This window comes from Frankia sp. BMG5.23 (assembly GCF_000685765.2).
Taxonomy (GTDB): Bacteria; Actinomycetota; Actinomycetes; order Frankiales; family Frankiaceae; genus Frankia; species Frankia casuarinae.
Genome location: NZ_JDWE01000028.1, coordinates 1 through 18,164 on the forward strand (window position 1 = coordinate 1; position 18,164 = coordinate 18,164).

At 67.9% G+C, this 18,164-nt stretch carries 14 protein-coding genes, 1 tRNA gene, 3 pseudogenes and 1 other annotated feature; of the genes and pseudogenes, 10 read left to right on the top strand and 8 right to left on the bottom strand.

What is annotated here, in order from left to right:
• Positions 1-167 (top strand): annotated as a pseudogene (locus BMG523DRAFT_RS23170) (IS6 family transposase); the annotation flags it as partial.
• Positions 168-277: 110 nt separating this feature from the next.
• Here BMG523DRAFT_RS23170 and BMG523DRAFT_RS13795 read toward each other — a convergent pair.
• From BMG523DRAFT_RS13795 to BMG523DRAFT_RS13805, 3 genes are all read right to left on the bottom strand, one after another.
• A complete protein-coding gene (locus tag BMG523DRAFT_RS13795) occupies positions 278-985 on the bottom strand; it encodes a TetR/AcrR family transcriptional regulator (RefSeq protein ID WP_011438500.1) in 708 nt (235 codons plus the stop codon).
• A gap of 193 nt (positions 986-1,178) precedes the next feature.
• Positions 1,179-1,631, bottom strand: coding sequence for a nuclear transport factor 2 family protein (locus tag BMG523DRAFT_RS13800; RefSeq protein ID WP_051569490.1), 453 nt, complete (start codon positions 1,629-1,631; stop codon positions 1,179-1,181).
• Between the two features lie 48 nt (positions 1,632-1,679).
• Positions 1,680-2,411: a class I SAM-dependent methyltransferase gene (locus tag BMG523DRAFT_RS13805; protein WP_011438498.1), complete on the bottom strand. Its 732-nt coding sequence runs from the start codon at positions 2,409-2,411 to the stop codon at positions 1,680-1,682.
• A 279-nt stretch (positions 2,412-2,690) separates the two neighbouring features.
• On the opposite strand from BMG523DRAFT_RS13805, the pseudogene BMG523DRAFT_RS13810 reads away from it, so the two are divergent.
• The 3 genes and pseudogenes from BMG523DRAFT_RS13810 to BMG523DRAFT_RS23175 all read left to right on the top strand — a co-directional run.
• A pseudogene (locus BMG523DRAFT_RS13810) lies at positions 2,691-3,152 on the top strand (NDP-hexose 2,3-dehydratase family protein); the annotation flags it as partial.
• 46 nt (positions 3,153-3,198) lie between these two features.
• A protein-coding gene (locus BMG523DRAFT_RS13820; protein WP_152987852.1) for an IS3 family transposase occupies positions 3,199-4,457 on the top strand; the annotation gives its coding sequence in 2 pieces (ribosomal slippage) (positions 3,199-3,487 and positions 3,487-4,457; 1,260 coding nt in all).
• Positions 3,480-3,608: a sequence feature (AL1L pseudoknot), on the top strand. It overlaps the preceding gene by 129 nt.
• A 31-nt stretch (positions 4,458-4,488) precedes the next feature.
• Positions 4,489-4,700 (top strand): annotated as a pseudogene (locus BMG523DRAFT_RS23175) (DDE-type integrase/transposase/recombinase); the annotation flags it as partial.
• A 417-nt stretch (positions 4,701-5,117) separates the two neighbouring features.
• On the opposite strand, the gene BMG523DRAFT_RS13825 reads toward BMG523DRAFT_RS23175, so the two are convergent.
• Positions 5,118-5,193 (bottom strand) — tRNA-Thr (locus BMG523DRAFT_RS13825).
• Between the two features lie 514 nt (positions 5,194-5,707).
• Between BMG523DRAFT_RS13825 and BMG523DRAFT_RS13830 the strand changes: the two genes are divergently transcribed.
• Positions 5,708-7,957, top strand: a complete 2,250-nt coding sequence (locus BMG523DRAFT_RS13830) for an MMPL family transporter (RefSeq protein ID WP_011438445.1) — start codon at positions 5,708-5,710, stop codon at positions 7,955-7,957.
• A gap of 85 nt (positions 7,958-8,042) precedes the next feature.
• Here the strand turns inward: BMG523DRAFT_RS13830 and BMG523DRAFT_RS13835 are convergent, their stop codons facing one another.
• The gene (locus tag BMG523DRAFT_RS13835; protein ID WP_043591334.1) at positions 8,043-8,858 is read right to left on the bottom strand and encodes an SAM-dependent methyltransferase; all 816 of its coding nucleotides are present in this window, start codon (positions 8,856-8,858) and stop codon (positions 8,043-8,045) included.
• A 196-nt stretch (positions 8,859-9,054) separates the two neighbouring features.
• Here BMG523DRAFT_RS13835 and BMG523DRAFT_RS27375 point away from each other — a divergent pair, with 196 nt between their 5' ends.
• Together BMG523DRAFT_RS27375 and BMG523DRAFT_RS13840 are read left to right on the top strand one after the other, a co-directional pair.
• The gene (locus BMG523DRAFT_RS27375; RefSeq protein WP_241883117.1) at positions 9,055-9,258 is read left to right on the top strand and encodes a hypothetical protein; all 204 of its coding nucleotides are present in this window, start codon (positions 9,055-9,057) and stop codon (positions 9,256-9,258) included.
• A gap of 449 nt (positions 9,259-9,707) precedes the next feature.
• A complete protein-coding gene (locus BMG523DRAFT_RS13840; RefSeq protein WP_235463145.1) occupies positions 9,708-10,361 on the top strand; it encodes a hypothetical protein in 654 nt (217 codons plus the stop codon).
• Between the two features lie 76 nt (positions 10,362-10,437).
• On the opposite strand, the gene BMG523DRAFT_RS13845 is transcribed toward BMG523DRAFT_RS13840, so the two are convergent.
• Positions 10,438-13,137, bottom strand: a complete 2,700-nt coding sequence (locus BMG523DRAFT_RS13845) for an FUSC family protein (RefSeq protein ID WP_043591339.1) — start codon at positions 13,135-13,137, stop codon at positions 10,438-10,440.
• Positions 13,138-13,848: 711 nt separating this feature from the next.
• Here BMG523DRAFT_RS13845 and BMG523DRAFT_RS13850 point away from each other — a divergent pair.
• Together BMG523DRAFT_RS13850 and BMG523DRAFT_RS13855 are read left to right on the top strand one after the other, a co-directional pair.
• Positions 13,849-14,274, top strand: a complete 426-nt coding sequence (locus BMG523DRAFT_RS13850) for a hypothetical protein (RefSeq protein WP_043591341.1) — start codon at positions 13,849-13,851, stop codon at positions 14,272-14,274.
• A gap of 446 nt (positions 14,275-14,720) precedes the next feature.
• Entirely contained in the window at positions 14,721-15,035 is a 315-nt protein-coding gene (locus BMG523DRAFT_RS13855; RefSeq protein WP_043591342.1) for a hypothetical protein, read from the top strand.
• A gap of 110 nt (positions 15,036-15,145) precedes the next feature.
• On the opposite strand, the gene BMG523DRAFT_RS25695 is transcribed toward BMG523DRAFT_RS13855, so the two are convergent.
• Complete coding sequence (locus BMG523DRAFT_RS25695) at positions 15,146-15,310, bottom strand: hypothetical protein (protein ID WP_023841005.1); 165 nt, start codon at positions 15,308-15,310, stop codon at positions 15,146-15,148.
• A 1,179-nt stretch (positions 15,311-16,489) separates the two neighbouring features.
• On the opposite strand from BMG523DRAFT_RS25695, the gene BMG523DRAFT_RS13860 reads away from it, so the two are divergent.
• Positions 16,490-17,485 (top strand): MoxR family ATPase, encoded by a 996-nt coding sequence (locus tag BMG523DRAFT_RS13860; protein WP_043591344.1) that lies wholly within the window; start codon positions 16,490-16,492, stop codon positions 17,483-17,485.
• A 137-nt stretch (positions 17,486-17,622) separates the two neighbouring features.
• Here the strand turns inward: BMG523DRAFT_RS13860 and BMG523DRAFT_RS26520 are convergent, their stop codons facing one another.
• Entirely contained in the window at positions 17,623-17,934 is a 312-nt protein-coding gene (locus BMG523DRAFT_RS26520; RefSeq protein WP_035732692.1) for a hypothetical protein, read from the bottom strand.
• Positions 17,935-18,164 lie beyond the last annotated feature (230 nt).

Consider the following 18,164-nt stretch of genomic DNA (forward strand, 5'->3'; position numbering starts at 1 on the left):
GGCTCCGCCCGATGCGCGGACTGAAACGGCTGCGTTCCGCCCAGACGATCAGCGCAGGTCATGCGTTGGTCCAGAACATCCGCCGCGGCCACTACGAACTCGGGACCGACACCGACCCGCACGCACGGCTGACAGCCGCGTTCACCGAGCTCACCCTCGCGATCTGATCACACACTCGACAGGGTCAACCATGCCCTGCCATCCCGCAATGCAACAGACCCATCCGATGAAAGCTCGGTCGAGCGCGGGCGGACGATGCGGAGAACGAGCTGGTGGGTCAGTCGAGAGCATCGTCACCGTCATCGCCGGACGCCGGCCGGCGTACCCAGCGCTCGTCGAAGAGCAGGCTGGTCGGCGGGCTACCGGGCAGCGATGCTCGGGCCGGACCGTTCTCGGCACGCAGCCCGTCCAGCGCGATCGCGATGATGCGGGCCCGGGCCTGGGCCGCCGCCGCGAACAGATCGTCACGGGCGAGCCCGCGGACCTGCTCCAGCAGGTGCGACCGGCCGAGCTGCTCGATCAGCAGCGAGACGTCGAAATGGGATACGTCGCCCCGTAGGACCCCGGCCTGACGGGCACGCTCCACCAGCGCACCGAGCAGCTCGTCGCCGAGGTCCGCCGCGGCCTGCATCTGCTCGGTCACCTCGATGGTGCCGGCGATCGGCGCGAGCGAGCCCTGGCCGAACTCGATACGGCCACGGACGAACTCCGCCAGCCCCGTCCAGGGGTCGTCGATGGCGAGGGCGCTCTCGGCGGCCGCGTTCCAGCTTTCGAGCGACAGCATCGACAGCCGTTGGAACAGCTCTTCCTTGGTGCGGTAACGCCGGTAGAGACTGCCGATCCCGACGCCGGCGCGGGCAGCGATCGCGGCGACCGACGCATGGGCTCCGTCAGCCGCCAGAACCTGGCGAGCCGCATCGAGCAGCGCCCTGTCGTTGCGCTCCGCCTCCGCATGCCGCGGGGCACGCGTCGGGCGCCCGGCCATGTCGGCATCCTATCCCTTGCGGAGTAATCCGCTCCGTTATAGGCTCCGACGGAGCGATTTGCTCCGTTTGAAAACCCGCCGGGAGCGCCCCCGGCACCTCGGGAAGGATGTGCGCACGGCCGCTCCGGGACGACGCCCACCGGAGGTGGACCCCGTCCGGCCGCCGACATCAGGCCAGGGCCGGCGGCGGACCTCACCGGGGTTCACTATCCGCCGCCAGATAGCGATGACAGACCCGCCAGCCGTCCACTCCGCGCACGAGGTGATCGAAGCAACGCACGTGGCCGCGCAATGCCAAGGGGCCGCCATACGGAGTGACGGTCGGAAAAGCGTAGCTGCGCGCGCGTACGCTGCCGTCCGGCTGCCACCGCACGTCGAGCATCCCGAGCCAGTGCCGGATATCGAGCGGACCGGCGGCATGGATACGCGCTACGCCATCCCGAAGCGAGCCAAGGATGGCCACATGCCCTATATCCGGCGCGTCCTGCAGGTTCGAGTCCAGGACGGCGTCGGCCGTGAACGTGCGCACCCAGCCGTCCGGGTCAGGGTCGGCGCCGTCCAGCAGGCTCATCTGCGCCGCGTAGAACTGCAGGATCTCGTGATAGATCTCGGCCGAAGGAACGGAGGTGAGGAGCTCCGAGGACACCGTCATCTTCTCGCCTTTCTATCAGTGCTATCGTCCGCGTCGAATCAGTCAGACCCTAATGCCGACGAACAGCCCGGGTCCACCGTCGACGGCGATGAGCTCCGCCTTGAGGTCCGCCTGGGCGAACGCCTCCTCGTACTGGCCCCGGGTGAACAGGGTCAGCAGGTCGATCTCCTTGATATGGCTGACACCGTCGGCGCCGGCCAGCAGGTAGTGCAGTTCCATGCGGGTCTGGTCACCCACGCGGGTCGAGTGGGAGACACGGGTTATCGCCCGGTTTCCCTCGGACACCGCGTGCGCCGCGACATAACCATCCAGAAACGTGTCCGGAAAATACCACGGCTCGATGACGACGGTGCCGTCCGGCGACAGGTGCGAGGCCATGCAGCGCAGCGCGGCCGCCAGGTCCTCGAAAGTGCGCAGATAGCCGATGGAGCTGAACATGCAGACGACCGCGTCGAAGGTCCGGCCAACCCACAGGCTACGCATGTCGGCCTGCAGCAGCGGCCGGCCGGGGAGCCGCCGGCCGGCGACCGAGAGCATCGGCTTCGACAGGTCGGTCCCCGCTACGTCGGCGAAGAGCGTCGCGAAGTGCTCCAGGTGGTTTCCGGTGCCGCAGGCCACATCGAGCAGGCTGCGTGCGTCGGGCGTGCGGGTCCGGACCAGCTCGGCGACCCGCCGGGCCTCCGCCGCGTAGTCCTTCCGGCTGCGGTAAAGGACGTCATACATCTCGACAGCTCGGTTGTCCTCGTACACGGCGACCCCATCCGCTGGATTCACAGGCGCCGGCCGCTCCTGGCGCGGCCCGCTCTGCCGTATTCTGCGAAACACCGCTGGAGGAACGCTTGACGTTTGATTGGGCAGCACGCCGGAACCACCGGGACGGCCCCGCGGCGGCATCACCCACCGCCGCGCACCGGCGCACGCAGCCACCCGACGCACCGGGTTTAGTGGTTCTTGAGCGGGTCTCCGCGGCTCTTCAAGCCGCTCCGGCCAGACTGGGCCTCGACTGACGAGCGCCCGACATGTGCCCTGCCATCCGTAGGCATCAAGTCGACGATGGGAGAAAGACCCGTGTTCCAGCAGCTGTCAGATTTCCACGAATGGTTCAAGCAGAGAGCTGAAGCGAACACCTACCAGATATCCGTCGTCGCGCTCGACCAGCTTGACGGATGGGGCTTCGACAGTGATTCAGGGAATCTCTCGCATCGTTCGGGGAAGTTCTTCTCGATCGAGGGGATAGAGGTCGCCACGGACCACCGCGAGGTGCCGACCTGGAGCCAGCCGATCATCCTGCAGCCAGAGATCGGCATACTCGGAATCCTGGTCAAGAGCTTCGCCGGGGTGCCGCACTGCCTGATGCAGGCGAAGATGGAGCCGGGCAACATCAACGGGCTGCAGATCTCACCCACCGTCCAGGCCACCCGCAGCAATTACACCCGGGTGCACGGCGGAAGCTCGGTGCCCTACCTGGAGCACTTCCTCGCGCCGCGGGCCGGACGGGTCGTCTTCGACTGTCTCGCACCGGGTTTGATGGAGACAGCCAAACCAGGAGGAAGCGGACGACATGGGCGCGCCGAGGAAGTACCCCGATGAGCTGCGGGAGCGGGCGATCCGGCTGGTGCTGGACGCCAGGGCCGAGCCGGGGACGAGCGCGAAGGGCGCGTGCCAGCGGATCGGTGCGCAACTGGGGGTCTCGCCGGAGACGCTGCGGGTGTGGGTCGCGAAGGCCGAGGTCGACGCAGGCACGAGGCCGGGGGTGCCGAGTGAGGTGGCCGAACGGCTCGCCCAGTTGGAGCGGGAGAACCGTGAGTTGCGGCGGGCGAACGAGATTTTGAAGTCGGCGTCGGCTTTTTTCGCGGCGGAGCTCGACCGCCCGCGCCGGTAGTCGTCGACTACATCGACAGGCATAAGGAACAGTTCGGGGTCGAGCCGATCTGCGCCGTGCTCAAGGACACCGGTGTCCAGATCGCCCCAAGCACTTACTACGCGTCGAAGAAACGGCCGCCGTCACGGCGAGCGGTCACCGACGCCGAGACGTTGAAGGAGATCGAGCGGGTACATACCGAGAATTACGGTGTCTACGGTGTGCGGAAGGTGTACGCGCAACTCGGTCGCGAGGGTGGGGTCGGCGGCCGGCGCATCGCCCGCTGCACGGTCGCTCGTCTCATGCGCCAGGCCGGCCTGCGGGGCGTGTCACGGCTGCGCGTGCCGCGGACGACCGTGCGGGCCCAGGGGCCGGACACCCGCCCTGACCTGGTCAGACGCAAGTTCGCCGCTCCGGCGCCGAACAATCTGTGGGTCGCCGACATCACCTACATCCGTACATTCTCCGGCTGGGTCTACGCGGCATTCGTCCTCGACGTCTTCTCCCGAAGAATCGTCGGTTGGCAACTGTCCACTCACCTCTACAAGGAACTCGCGGTCGACGCGCTGAACATGGCGATCTGGACACGTCAACGAGCAGGTGCCGACCTGGCGAAACTCATCCACCATTCCGACAGGGGTTCGCAGTATATCTCTATCAAGTATACGGAGGCGCTCGGCGAGGTGGAGGCGGTCGCCTCGGTCGGTTCCGCCGGTGATTCCTATGACAACGCGATGGCCGAGGCGTTCAACTCGCTGTTCAAGGCCGAACTGATCCGTAACAGGGGGCCGTGGACAGGCCACTCCGATCTTGAGCTTGCGGTCGCCGAGTACATCGACTGGTACAACCACCGTCGGCTACACGGCGAGATCGGCCTGGTCCCGCCTGCCGAGTACGAGGCCGCCTGGGCGGCCAGACAGACAGACCAGCAGGACGCCCGGCAGCCCGCCGGCGCGTGACAACTCAGTCTCCACCAAACCCGGCGCTTGACAGAACAACCGGACCGAAGCCGACCACGGCCGCCTGAAAGCCCGGCTCCGGCCCATGCGCGGCCTGAAACGCCTACGTTCCGTCCAGACGATCAGCGCAGGCCATGCGCTCTGGTCCAGAACATCCGCCGCGGCCACTACGAACTCGGGATCGACACCGACCCGCACGCACGGCTGACAGCCGCGTTCACCGAGCTCACCCTCGCGATCTGATCACCCGCTCGACAGAGTCAACCATGCCCTGCCAACCCGCAACGCAACAGACCCCCGCCGATCCCATCACGCCGCGTTCCGCGGCCACCACCGACCCCAGACTCGCCGCGAACGCCCGAGCCTAACCCACAGTAACCACGGGGCGGGATAGCGGACCCGCCGCCGTCAGCCGACGCGCACCACTCTCGCCACAGCCCACCCCGCAACCCAAATCCGCCAACTGTGACGGAGCGTAACCACTTCGGGGGCGGTGTCGCGACCGCAGGTCCCGGCCCAGGCGCCCGGAGAGGACACCCCGTTCATGATCGTTCCCTGCACACAATTGCCGAATGCGCACACAATGCGCACACAAACCCATTTCGATCTTGAATAGATGATCTTCGATTTCGCAAAACCGCAGGTCAGAGACCATCTGTCTGGAGCCGGCGAGGGGACTCGAACCCCTAACCGCTCGATTACAAGTCGAGTGCGCTACCAATTGCGCCACGCCGGCGGGCGATCTCACGATACCCGACCGCCGCACTGAGACGCTGAGGCCACCGGCCGGTTCGCCGCCGGCCCGGCAAGATCAAAAGGGTACCCGTGGCGTGCCCCGCCGGTTGCCCGGCGCGAACCCGGCGAGCACCTACAACCGGTCGACGTGTCGGCACCCGCTCCTCGATCGTGAAGCGGGCGAGGAGCTCCAGCTCGGCCCGGTCGACCCAGTCGACCCGGTCAGCGCCGCCATCGGGGTACCCCGAGCGGCACCGATACCGCCGTCCACATTCTTGCCACCGAAAAATGTGGTGCCGGAATCGGTGAACAAATTTTGTCACAGCGGTTGTCGGGCAGTTCGTGGCGGTACGGTCGAGCACGAGGCCAGGCGTGCGGGAACGCCGTAAAGTGCCGTCTCCCGTGAATCGTCTCCAGAATTATCGGACGACGAGCTCCACCAAAGAGCCCCACCAAAGAGTGATTGACGTTGCTTGTCCGCGAGATAGGTTGTCCAAAATAGCGAAGGGCCAACCATGCTGATCGTTGCGTTGACAGGCGTCGCACGTCTGTGTGCCCGCCGTCGCTGGATCGCGGTCGGCATGTGGGCGGTGCTCCTCCTGCCCGCGGTGTTCTTCGTGATCGCGGGTCACGCGCAATACAGCCACGATGTGACGGTTCCCGGTTCCGAGTCGCAGCGGGCAATGAATCTGGCGCGCAAGGTGATTCCGGGCGGCGTCCTGCCGGACACCGAACAGATCGTGCTGCACGCCAGGCGCGGCACGCTGGCGGACCCGCTGGTGCACCGACAGGTCGAGGAGCTGCTCGCCGATGTCGGGAAGCTGCCGGGGGTACTCACCGTCGCCGACCCGTTCGGACCACTAGGCAGGATGGTGCTGGGTGTGTCACCGGTCAGTGCCGACGGGCGCACGGCGGTGGCTCCGGTAATCATGAAAGCGTCGGCGCTCGAACTCGACCTCGGCGCGATCAAACGGGTCTCGGCCACGGCCCGGTCCTACGGCGGTCCCGAGCTTCAGGTGGAGCTGGGCGGACCGGGCGCGACCGCGCTCACCTCGGCCGGCGTCCCGATCCGACCGCTGCTGGCCGCTCTCGCCGTCGCGCTGGCGGTCTTGTGCCTGACCCTGCGTTCGAGGGTGGCCGCCATGATCGCCGCTGTCGTCGCGGCCATGGCCACCGTCACCACCGTGGCCGTCACGACAGTACTGTCCCACCATGTCCTGACTACTCCCTTCGCCGCTCTGCTTGGCGGCATGATCGCCCTCGGGGTCAGCCTGGGCGGGTCCGTCCTGGTCGTGTACCGGGCGCAGACCGCGTTGGCACGGGGTGTGGGCCCGGTCGACGCGGCCACCGAGGCGATGGTGAAGTCGGTCGCCGCCCTGGCCTCCGGTGGCGTGTGCCTGAGCGTGGCGATGACCGGCGTGCTCCTGCTGGACCTGGGCCCATTCACGGGAGTCGCCCTCGCGGCCGGGGTGGCCGGGGTGCTCAGCGCCCTGGTCACCCTCACGCTGTTGCCAGCGCTGCTCGTCCTCGGCGGCACCCGGATGCTGGGCTGGGTCGGACGGCATTCCCTGACCACGACGGGTCGTGGCCTACCGCACCGGCCGGGCGTGCGATCGTGGTGGGCCAGGCAGGTGGGGCGCCACCCGGCTGTCGCCGTGGCCGTGGCGTGTGTGCTGCTTGTCGCCATGGCGGCACCGGTGGTAACCCTGCGGCTCGGTGGCGCCGACGCGGGCGCGGAGCCCACGTCGGCCACCGCGCGACGCGCGTATGACGTGGTCAGCCGCGACTTCTTCAGCGGTCTCAACGGGCCGATGCTCGTCGTCGTCGACCGGGGGGAGGGCAGCCGGACCGTCGCCGTGACCGACGTCGTCGCCGCCCTCAACACGACGCCGGGGGTCAAACACGCATACGTTTCGTTCGACAGTCCCGAGTCGGGCCTGGCCCTGATCCAGGTACTGCCGCAGGCGGGGCCCCGGTCGACGGACTCCTACGATCTGGTGCACCGACTGCGCAACGACGTCCTGCCGGCGGTACTGCGGCCCACCGTGAGCCGCGCTTACGTGGGCGGGCAGGCGGCGTTGTTCGCCGACATGGCCGCGGACTTCCGCGACGCGCTGCCGATGTTCGCGTTCGTGGTCCTGCTCGCGGTGGGCGCGCTGACCTTCCTCACGGCGTCCTCGCGCGTCACCGCCGCCGTGCTCGCCGTTTCGGAGCTGTCGTGCGGCCTTGCGACGGTCGGTGTCCTGGCGACGGTCTTCCAGCAGGACCGTTTCGCCGGGAAACTGGGCCTCCAGGCCGGTCCGATCGAACCGTTCATCCTGGTCTTCGTGCTGGTCGTCGGGTTCGGCCTATCCCCGGGCATGAACCTGAGCCTGCTGAGCAGACTGCGCGAAACCGATGCGCCAGGCTGGCGGGCGCTCGAAGGCGACGCGGTCAGCCGCGGCCATGCCGACGTGGGGCACGTCGTCCTCACCATGAACCTCATCATGATCCTGGCGTTGTCGGTGGTCGTGGCGCAGCCGTCCCGCACGCTGAAGCTGCTCGGGGTGGGTCTGGCGGTCGGTGTGGCGCTCGACGCATTCGTGGTGCGAGCGGTCGTCCTCCCTGCGCTGGTGCACCTGGATCGGCGCCGCGAAACCGCTGGCGGCGTACCCGCGCAGCGCCGGCCGGCGAGGGCGGCCACGAGGTCGTACGACCCGCCGTCGGCGCCATCCCACGCGGGCAACGGCACGCGCGGCGGCCGTTTCTCCCGGAGGAGTACATAGGGATGGGACCCGGGCGTGTTGCGTTACTTCCCCGTTATCGGTAGGTAGGGCCGCGCGAAACCTTCAAAAGTTAGATCATCCAATTCTACGGCTTACGGGCCACGGCGCCGTATCCATCCACTGCGGCAAAGCCCTCGGCGCCGTCCGGCTGCCACTGCGAGATCGACACCACACCCGGCTCTAGAAGTTCCAGACCGTCGAAGAAACGGGCAACCTGATCCGGACTGCGCAGGATGTAGGGGACCGCGCCCGTGTCGTCATAGCCCTGCTGGGCTTCGTCGAAGCCCTCGCTGGTGTTGGTGCTGTCCCACAGCAGTAGATAGCTGCCGGACGGGACGGCGGCCACCACCCGCGCCACGATCGCCCGCGCCTCATCAAAGTCGGCGACGTGCCCCAGGATCCCCATGAACATGACGACGATCGGCTCGTTGAAGTTCAGTACGTTCTTGGCACCAGCAATGATCCGGTCCGGATCGTGGAGATCAGCGTCGAGATAGGTTGTCACACCTTCCGGCGTGGTGTTGACCAGCAGGGCGCGGGCGTGTACTAGTACCAGCGGGTCATTGTCGACGTACACGATGCGGGACTCGGGTGCGATGCGCTGGGCGACTTCATGGGTGTTCTGCATCGTCGGCAGGCCAGTGCCGATGTCGAGGAACTGGTGGACGCCCCTCTCGCCGGCGAGGTGGGCCACAGCCCGGATGAGGAACCGCCGGGACTCCTTGGCCAGGGTGACGATCCCCGGGAACACCTTGATGTAGGCGTCGCCGGCCTCGCGGTCCACCGGGTAGTTGTCCTTGCCGCCCATCCAGTAGTTCCAGATCCGAGCTGAATGCGGCGTCGTCGTGTCGATCTTCGAATGGCCCGTCGAGTTCCCGGTGCCATTGTGCTGCTCAGCCACGTCTCTCCTTACGCTGGCTCGGCCGGGCGAACCCGGCGAAGCAGGAAGATCCAGTCGGAGTGTGGCCTGTGGGCCACCCTCGGCTACCGATTTTAGGGTATATCATCGCAAATAGCGGCGGATCAACTGTTGGGACATGTACTCTCGGCCGGCCTGTGGGGCGCCAGAAGTCGGCTTGGGCCTGTGAGCTGGGACGATGTGCGGCGCGGCTGCCGGCATCATGGTCACCTGCGTCGGTGTGGCTGTTCTATCTGTTCTGTCTGATCTTCGTTCGGGTGTGTGGGGCTGGCTGGTGCTGCTCGGCCGGTCGTCGGCATCCAAGGACATCGAGTTGCTCGTGCTGCGGCACGAGGTCGCAGTGCTGCGCCGCATCCACCCGAAGTCCGTTCCTGATCCGTGACCGGGCGGGACAGTTCACCGCATCGTTCGACTCACCGCATCGTTCGACGCGGTCCTCGCCGACGCGGTCCTCGCCGACGCGGTCCTCGCCGACGCGGTCCTCGCCGACGCGGTCCTCGCCGACGCCGGCATCACCGCGGTCGCGATCCCGCCCCGAACTCCCAGGCGGACGCCTACGCGGCCCGCTACAGCGAACGACGCCCCACCGTAGTCGCGATCTTCAGCCACCACGGCCCGACCATCCCGTTGCTGATCTGACCAAGAAAAGGACCACACGTCGCCCCGCCCTCGGCGGCTTGATCAACGAATACGAACGGGCCGCCTAAAAGCCTAGATCAACGCCGATGACCCAGTTCTGGCACCCCGCAGGTTTCGGTCGGTCGATTTGACGCGTCCGGGCCCACGTCCTTCTATGACTTCATGACTGTGAGTAGTCAGTTGATTCGAAAGGTGCTGCTGCCTGCCGTCGGGCTGGGGGTCTTGTCGGCGCTTGCCGCGACACCCGCGGCCGCCGACGGTGGCCGCGGCGGGCCGACACCCGGCTCCGGCGCCGCGGAGACCTTCCTTCAAGCGACACTCATGCCGTTGAACCATTCCGGCGCCCGCAGCACCGCTACCGCGATCCTGCGGGGCGACCAACTCACCATCTCGATCTTCAGTCGCGGGCTGGCGCCGGCTCTGCCGCACGCGCAGCACATCCATATCGGTGGCCGCCACGTCTGTCCACCGCCGAACGTGACCGGCACCGGCGTCCACGGCCACTTCCGGACCGTTGACGGCAACCCGTGGCGTGGCCCGGTCGCGGTGTCGCTGACCACGTCCGGCGACACCAGCCCGGCCAGCGAGCTGGCGGTGGCGAGGTTCCCGGTTGGGAATGCGACCTACCACCGCACGTTCACGGTCACCCCGGCGGTCGCCGCGCAGTTGCGGGCCGGTGAGGGCGTGATCGAACAGCACGGTGTCGACTTCAGCCACAACGGCCGCTACGACGGCCCCGGCCGCAGCGAGCTCAATCCGGCCCTGCCCGAGGAGGCGACCGACCCGGCGGCCTGCGGCCGGCTCGTCCCGGCGGCCGATGGCCGGCGGCACGCCCAGGTGAACTGATCGGCCGTCGTGGCGCAGGTGGGGCACCTGCGCCACGACGGGCGACCGTAACGAAGTCAGCGAACGGATGGGTTCATCAGCGTGGCATCCGGCGAGTCCGCCGGGGTCGTACGTCGGCCGCCCAGCCGCGGCGTCCAGCGGGGCCCTGGTGAACGAGCGCCAGGCCCGCGTCAGTGAGCATCGGTTGCAGACCACGCAGGATGTCGAGATAGGTCGCGCGTGCTGCGAGCGCCACGCCGGCGCGTAGTTCCGGGCGTCGGTGCGCGGCGGCGCCATGGCGCACCACGGCCAGCGCCGCCATGCTGGCCGGGCCGGGAGTGGGGTTCGGGTCTGCCGGCGGCGGAGGCTTGCCGCCGCCGAGTGCCTCGGCGAACCGCAGATACCAGTCGCACAGCTCGGTCGTCTCCACCGTGACCGCTTCCTGGGCTGCGGCCAGATCGGGCAGCGCGGCGGAGATCTCTATGGTCGAGGCGATCATGTTGACGCCGCCCCCGGCCCGCAGGATGTCGGCCGGCCAGGGCACGTCGCCGGCGTGCAGCAGCTGCGCGGTCCGGCGCAGCCGCAGCGCCCCGCCGACGACGGTCATGAGCGCGTCGACGTCGAGCCGGCCGTCAGGCTGCTCCGACAGGTACTGACGGACCGCGTCGTCGAGCAGCCGCCCGGCGCGGATGGCATCGCGGGCCGCGGCGGCCACCTGCTGGTCCCGGCTGGGACGGCGGAGGGCCGCATCGTCCGGGCCCGCGGTGTCGGCGTCCTCTGTTCGGGATGCGCCGGCTGTTTGGGATGCGCCGGCTGTTCGGGAGGCGCCGACCCGGCTCACGAGCACACCGATGGTGTCCGCGGGGCCGTCCGGATGGCCCGACATGTCGGTATAGGCCGGGTCCAGCCAGGGCGAGGTTCGCGGCCGGGCGCTGGGCGGATCGTCATCACCGGGTGCCCGCATGACGACCAGGGCGAGGAAAGCCGCGCCCATCCGATAGGCCGCGGCGGCACGGTGCCGGATTACCGCCGCCGCTCCTCGCGGCCACAGCAGCGCTCCCACGGCCAGGCTAACCCCGAAGCCGATCATAACGTCCTGAATGCGGACCAGCCCCACCCGCCAGCCTAATGGTTCAACGATGTTGAAAAGGATGAGGATGGCAACGGTGAAGCCTGCCTGGCCCAGCGCGAAGAACGACTTCCGTCGCATGTAGCCGGCGACGAACACAGCCAGCGGCAGCAGCGGCCACGATACTACGGTGTGGGTACCGATCAGGGCGACGAACAGGCCACCCACCACAATGCCGATCCCGGTGCCCAGCAGGTCCCGCAGGATCGTCGAGCTGGTCGCCACCACGTTCGACCGCAGCACCGACAGGGTACCCAGCACGACCCAGAAGCCGTGCTGCACCTCGGTGTTCTGGGCCAGGGCGACAGCGAGGGCGAGCCCCACGCCGCCGCGGACGCTGTTGCGGAACCACACCGACCGGATGCTGGCATATCCGGCGGCCAGATCGGTGGCGGCGGCGCCTCGCCGGGTGAGCCGCCTTAGCCTGGCGGGCCAGCCACGCGGCCGCACCCAGGAGCGCAGCGCCGGTGCCGGCGCGGTCACCTGCAGCACGTTCGTCGCCAGCTCCCGGGTCCCCCGGGCCAGCCTGCGCAGCCGGAACGCCTCGGCGATCGCGAGGTCCGCCGGCGGCTGCTCCGACTCGGCGACCACGAGATCATCCATCTTCTGGGCCGATCGGGCGCTCCACCCGTCAGCGTCCGGCGCCGGCCGGCTGACTTGCCCCTCCAGGTAGTCCAGCAGGGCCGTGCGCATCCTCCGCTCAGCCCGCTCCAAACGGTCCAGGCCGAGCCTCTCGCTCGGCCGTGGACCGCGGTCGAGTCGATCGGCCGCGGCGGCGAGCGTGGCAGCGGCGGCGGTGTGGATCTCGGCAGCTTCGCGGGGGAAGCATGCCGCCGCGATCCGATTCCGGTCCGCACGCGGTTCGGCGAACGGGACCAGCCAGTTGACGTCCACGACGAGATACCCCAGCGCCGCGGTGCGCCCGCCGACACCGCTGGGCCGGTGCGCGGTCTCGGCGAACCTGCGGCGCAGGTGGAACACGTCGGTCCAGATCCGGGGAACTTCGTCCGCCCCGGTCCCGTCCGCCCCGGTCCCGTCCGCACCGGTCCCGTCCGCACCGGCCCCGTCAGACTGCGGAAAAGGCATGGTCGTCCACGCCACCCCGGCGGCCATCGACCGACACGCCTGGGCCAGCGCGGCACGCAGCCGTGTTGGGGGCCGCTCCGTCCACAGCACCATGGCCGCGGTGACGGCCACCACCATGGCGGCCCCCCAGCCGGCGAGCCGTTCCGGAATGGCGGACACCGGGCCAGGCGTCATCACCGACAGGACGAAGGCCATCAGCGTGGCCCGTCCGGCGGCGGCGAAATACGCGTTGAGGACCCCGGAAAACAGCACGACCAGGGCGACCAGCGCGGTCACCGGTGCCGCCAGCCAAGGTGTCCGGGAGCACAACGCGCCGATGACGATGAGCGAGACGGTGATAAGCACGAACGCGACGTAGGCCAACAGCCTGGTCTTGGTCGGCCCGGTGAAGTCGATGAACTCCAGCAGGGTGTAGGCGCCGAACCAGGCGAACAGGCTCAGCCGCACGTCCCCACCAGCCAGATAGGTGACGGCCAGCAGCGTGGGGGCGATGAAGGCAACCCGGACGGCCGCCTTGAGGTTGATCAGCCCGGGGTCGTCGGGGAACGCTCTGGTGAGCCGTCCCAGCCATCCGTCCTGCATCGGCCCCTCCACCTCTGCCCTGGACCATCGCCGTACCTACTTAAACCGTCCTAGCCGAACTGTCCTAGCCGACGGCCGGTGAATTTGGGGGACCTGAGTACGGTCTGCGGTCCCTGAACCGTGCCTGGCTTCCCACAGTTCGGCCGCTGCGCGATCATGCGGATCCGACCTCGTGAACGTTGGTGGTCACCGCGCTCGCCGGCCGTGCTGTCCTCGATCAGGGGCACCTACGAGGAGGCTTATCCAGGCCTCTCAGCTCAGATGATCTAGATCATGCATTGTCGTAGGGCAGGGCGCCGCTAAGGATCTTGATTGAAGGGTTCTGAATAGTCCTCCTGATCTATGTGGAGGATCTCCGGTCCGCGCGGCGGCACCGGTCGACGTCATTGCCTCCGTCGATGAGAATCTTGCCTGTCGGTATGCGGAGGCCTGGCACGAGGTCATTGCCGAGGGGCCGATCGTCGTGGCGCGGCTGTCAGCCTGGCCGAGCTATGTTCGCGTTCATCCACGGCCTGGAGGTCAACACCGGCGACCCGGCCGAGCCGGAGCGTCCGCTGACCTGGGGTGTCGAGCCGGTCGTGCACGGACTTCGATGCTGTGCTCGATGGCCTGTCGCCGAGGGACCATGTTCGTGGTGCGCCCAGGCCGATCGGGCGCTGGCTGGCACCCAGAGCCAGGCGCAGAGTAGCGACGGAAGCCGCGCGGGCGGGGTTGTTCGCGGCGGCGCGTGCACTGTACTCCGCGCTGGAGGCGGACCTGGCGGGCAGCGCCGCGGCGGGGTCGACAGCCGACGCGCTCGAGGAGCTGATCCACGATCGGGGCAGGGAGGTGCAGCGGGCGCTGCTGCAGGCCTGTCTGGACAGGCTCGCCGAACGGGAGACGCGGGCCGGGGTGGCGCCGGTCGCCACGGTGGAGCGGTTCACCGGGCAGCGGGTCGGCGAGCGCCAGGCGGCCGAGCTGGCCCGGAACTGGCTGACCGCCAAAGCCCCCTACCTGACCGCCAAAGCCGCCTACCTCGGCTACGACACCGCGCTCGCCAACGGCTGGCCGATCGCGACCGGCGTCGTCGAGGGCACCTGCCGCCACCTCGTCAAGGACCGCCTCGACCTCACCGCCACCCGCTGGGGACTCGAATGAGGTATGAGGCTCACTGAGCGAGCGTCCGTTTGGGTTGATGGTGGTCTGTCTAACTCTCGGGGCGGCGGGGTCCACGTACTGACTTTTCTGGACCGGCACCTGCCGGCAGGCCGAGGGGCATGCGGACGGATGACCACCCGCCCATCGTCCAGGATTTCCGCCGCTCTGAAACGTTGTTCAACCGAGATTTCAAGAATCCTGTACAGTGCGGCACTTTGTTCCCTTGGTGCGAGTTCCACCCTGCTGCGGTCATCTTCTCAACCAGCACGAAGCGATGTGCTCTGAATGCGACTCGCAGGTGCCGGACGTCGGATGCATGAGGATACATTCATATCGGTTCTCGGGTTTGACGTCGCCCGACTCGGCTGCGGTAACGTCCCTCCCGTGCCGGCCGGTGCTGGCCGACACGCATCCGGATGTTCTGCTCGAGAGGAGAAAGAGGGAAAATGGCTCAACAGCAGCAGGTGCAGCAGGTGGAACAGCAGCTGCGGCAGAACTGGCGGCAGATTCGTTACCGTATCCTTGACCAGTTCGGTCAGGTGAGCCCGGCGGACCTTGACTCTGCGACGAGCGTCAACGACCTCGTCCAGCGGATCGCGGACAAGACGCACCACAGCGAGCGGTACGTCGAGAACCGACTCCTGGAGCTTGCGGGAGTAGGCGCGGGTGTTCAGGGTGGAGGAATCGCTGGGGAGCGTTTCGCCTCGGGGCTGGGCGGCGAGCAGCAGCAGGGCCAGCCGTTCGGCGGGGGTCAGCAGTAACCCGACAGACGGGTGATCCGACGACACCGTCCGGAACACGAAACTCCGCCGGGTTGTCGGGATAATTACTGGTTCCGATCGTTCGATTCCGGTCGCTCCGGGGGTACAGCTCAGGCCGTCGCCTTCAGGAGCGACCGGAATTCGAGCAGTTCATCGATCAGCTCGATGGTCTTCCCATCGCGTGGTAGCCGCCGCAATTCGGCCAGCATCGCGTCGGTTTCCTCGAGAGTGGGACGCTCGTTAATAGTGGCGGCTATCGTCACAATGTCGTGCATAGCTGTAATCACCTCACCGTGCTGAGATTACCGGTTGGCCTGCCCGGCTCGAGGGTGGAAGCCGGGTGATACGTAGAAGGAGGCTCGCACGGTAGGGTTTCTGGGGCGTAAATCAGTGTTTCCTTCGCGTTAATGTATCTCTGATGAAGCTACAAAACGTGACGAATGATGCGTCGCGGGTTCTGCACCTCACTATCCGTAGGGCCTCCGCGGGTTCACGGATCTTGCTCCGCGGGTTTATGGATCTCGGTGACCGCCCGCGTGCGCACGCACTTCCTTTCCTACCGCCCCGGGTGGCCCGACGGCCGTCCAGCCGCCCGCCACCGACCGCATCCGGACCGTTCCTGAAGCCTGGCATTGTCCGCCGCCTCGTGGACGCCCTGCCCAGCGGTGCCTACCTCGTCCTCACCCATGTCCTCACCATGCAACCGCCGGCTTCGACCCGGGTCCCGCGGCCTGCACGACCGCGGCCTGCGCGACGTTGTCGGATTCCGCGTCGTCGAACTGAGGGGCCTGGACCGGCTGGCCATCGATTTTCGTTCATGGGCCCGACGCCGTCTGGCTGCGGTGCCGGTGTCTGTGTGGGCGGGCCACCCCGCCCACACAGACACCTCCGGGTGAGCGCCGTAGGAGGGGNACATCGCTCACCACATCTCCACGTATCACCCAACAATACGCGGACAGGCCATAAGCATCTTGGGCTGATGTTGCCCATCTCGGGATGGTCCGTCTGGGCGGGGTTGTCGTTCTTGTCGCGTAAGACGCCTCTCTCGGTCGACAGGTTGCGACCCTCGTGCCGCCTTTCGTGATGTCACACCCAGATCTCTACGGAGAGTAGCAAGATCTGCACGAATCGAAGCGATCGACGATACCATCCGGTCATAGGATCACTGGATCGACAATTCAGTCGGGTTATGGAACAACGAAGCGGGTCGGCTCGTCGTCTATCGCAGCGGAACGGATCGGCTCTGCGGCGGCGACGGCCGCCGCGGGCCGCCGTACCCGGGCGGTTCCCCCCGCCGCCCGTGGGCGGACCGGGCCGGTTGCCCCCTCGCCCGGCACGGTCCGCCTCCATCAACCCACGAGGAGCCCATTCCGGTGATTGAGCACGCTGTCCGCATCGCTCGGACGGTCCTCGTTCCCCGACACCACTGGGCTAGGAGGCAGCGCGTGACCCGCATGGGCGACGGCCGCGACAGTACGTCTGGCGACCGGTCCGCGGTTGCCACGTTCTCAGCCTCCTTCCATGATGTGGTCGCAAACGTCGAGAAGGTCATCCGCGGCAAGCGTGAGGTGGTGGATCTCGCGACGATCTGTATGTTCGCCGACGGCCATCTCCTCGTCGAGGATGTCCCCGGTCTGGGGAAGACCTCCCTGGCCCGCAGCCTCGCCGCGTCGGTGGGCGCCGGCTGTCATCGCATCCAGTTCACGCCCGACCTGCTGCCCGCGGACATCATCGGGACGATGGTCTACAACCAGCGTGCCGGCGAGTTCGGACTCCGCGCGGGCCCGGTGTTCACCAATCTTGTCATCGGCGATGGGATCAACCGCGCCTCGCCGAAGACGCAGTCGGCTCTGCTGGAGGCCATGGAGGAGGGGCGGGTCACCGTCGATGGGACCGGCTATACGGTGCCGCGGCCCTTCATGGTCGTCGCGACGCAGAACCCGATCGACCTGGACGGCACGTACAGCCTGCCCGAGGCCCGCTTGGACCGGTTCCTCATGCGACTGCGGATGGGATATCCCTCCCTCGCTGCGGAGCTGGAGATCCTCGATGGTCGGCAGGTGGGTCGGCGCATCGAGGATCTGAGACCGGTGATGCGGGCGGAGGACGTGGTGGCCCACGCGGCCCGGACACTCGCCATCCATGTGGCACCCGCCCTCCGGCGGTACATCGTCGATCTGGTCGCCGCGACCCGCACGCTGCCGGATGTCGTCCGCCTGGGGGCGAGCCCACGGGGCAGTATCGCGCTGCTTCGGGCCGTCCAGGTGCGTGCCGCGTCGCAGGGACGGGCCTTCGTGACCCCCGACGATGTCAAGGTGCTGGCCAAGCCGGTCCTGGCACACCGGCTGGTGCTGAGCCCCGAGGCGGAACTGCGCCGCGTCATCGCCGAGGACGTCGTGGACGAGGTCGTCGAGACCATCCCGTCCCCGCGTCGTCTCGTCGGCATCTGACCGTGGCACTCCGGTCGGCCGACATCGGGTGCCGGACGGACCGGCGGATGGACCTTGGACTCCGCCGGATGGACAGCATGGCCTCGACGGCGTGGCCTCGACCGAGGGGCCCGTTCCCGGCCGTACTCGCGCAACGGCTACAGATAGCCCGAACAGGCCGGTACCCCCGGAATGGGCTCGTTCTGTCCGTCCAGGGTGACGACTGTAGCCGGTAGGTACTCCCATGCCTGGCTGTATCCGTGTTGGCGCGGATGTCCGGTGGGGCGCCCGGTCGCCTTGCATGCGCGCACGAAACGACGCTCGGCCGCGGGATCCCGCAGATCGGAATGCATCACCTTGACGGCGGCCCGGCGATCGAATATCTCCTGTTCCGCGCGGTAGACCGTGCTGAAACCGCCGTGCCCTATCAGCTCGAACGATCGGTACCCCTCGATCATCACCGGCTCCACGCAGTTCCCGCGTCTCGTCGCGTTCTGGCCCGTCGCGTTCTGGCCCGTCGCGTTTCGGCCCGTCGCTCAAGCCCAGCGCAGTCCCGCCCCGCCCACCCTGCTTGCGACGTGGGCGCACCCGGGAGAGTGGGCTTTGTCCGAAAGATGGGACTGTGCCCGGAAGATGGGACTGTGATGGTGCCTGCCGGCGTCGTGGGGGCGCTATGCCGCCCCGTGCGTGTGGCGTTGCC